The organism is Clavibacter tessellarius, assembly GCF_001618005.1.
Taxonomy (GTDB): domain Bacteria; phylum Actinomycetota; class Actinomycetes; order Actinomycetales; family Microbacteriaceae; genus Clavibacter; species Clavibacter tessellarius_A.
Genome location: NZ_LQXA01000058.1, coordinates 1 through 858, shown reverse-complemented (window position 1 = coordinate 858; position 858 = coordinate 1). Strand labels below are relative to the sequence as shown.

Sequence of the window (858 nt, the reverse complement as noted above, 5' to 3'; positions counted from 1 at the left end):
ACGCGGAGGAGGGCGGCGGCGCGGGCCGCGTCGGCGTCGGCGTCGCCCGCGTCGCCCGCGTCGCCGTCGGCGAGGATCGCGCGCGGGTCGACGCGCAGCAGGTCGGCTCCGGCGGAGGCGAGCGCGGCGGCCTCGTGGGCGGCGGCGCGGATCCGGTCGGGGAGGTCGGCGGCGTCCGTCGGGGACAGCTCCACGGCGAGCGTGAGGCCGGCGTCGTGGAGGCCGTCGGCGAGGTCGGCGAGGTCGCGGGCGGATCCGAGCCCGGTGCGGACGCGCAGACCGGGTGCCAGCAGCGCGTCGGCCGCGACGTCGTCGGCCGCGGGCTCGGCGACGGGCGTCACCTCGAGGTGCGACAGGCCGAGCTCGACGAGGTAGGGGATCCGCGCCGTGAGGCCCGCGAGGTCGCCGGCGTAGCGGTCGACGTAGCAGGAGCCGCCGGTGCGGCGGGCGAGGTCCGGGTCGTCGGATGCGCGTCGGCGGGCGGCGGGCGCCGCGAGCGCGTCCGCGTCGGCCGCGTCGGCGACGAGCGCGTCGGCCAGGGCGTCCGCCCGGTCGTCCGCGAGGAGGGCGAGGTCGGCGGCGAGGGCCGCGCGGTCGAGCGGGGGCACGGGGGCGTCCCCGGCGGGGGCGCCGTCGGCGGCGGGCCGCGCATCGTGCGCGCGCTCGTCGTCGCGATCGGATCCGCCTGCTGCGGGATCGGTCGTGAGCTCGGTGCTCCTCATGCTCGGTCCTTCCTCCGCATCCGGCGGGCAGCGTCGCCCGACCTCCTGATCCTACGGGCGAGGGGGTGCCGTCGTCCGGCGATCCGCGGGCCCGCGGGCCGGATGCGGCGCTGGGCGGCCAGGCGGGGCCGCGGGC

1 pseudogene is annotated in these 858 nt (G+C 80.8%); it reads right to left on the bottom strand.

From position 1 onward, the window contains the following. Nucleotides 1–722 (bottom strand): annotated as a pseudogene (locus tag AWH51_RS14755) (glycosidase); the annotation flags it as partial. Nucleotides 723–858: the final 136 nt, after the last annotated feature.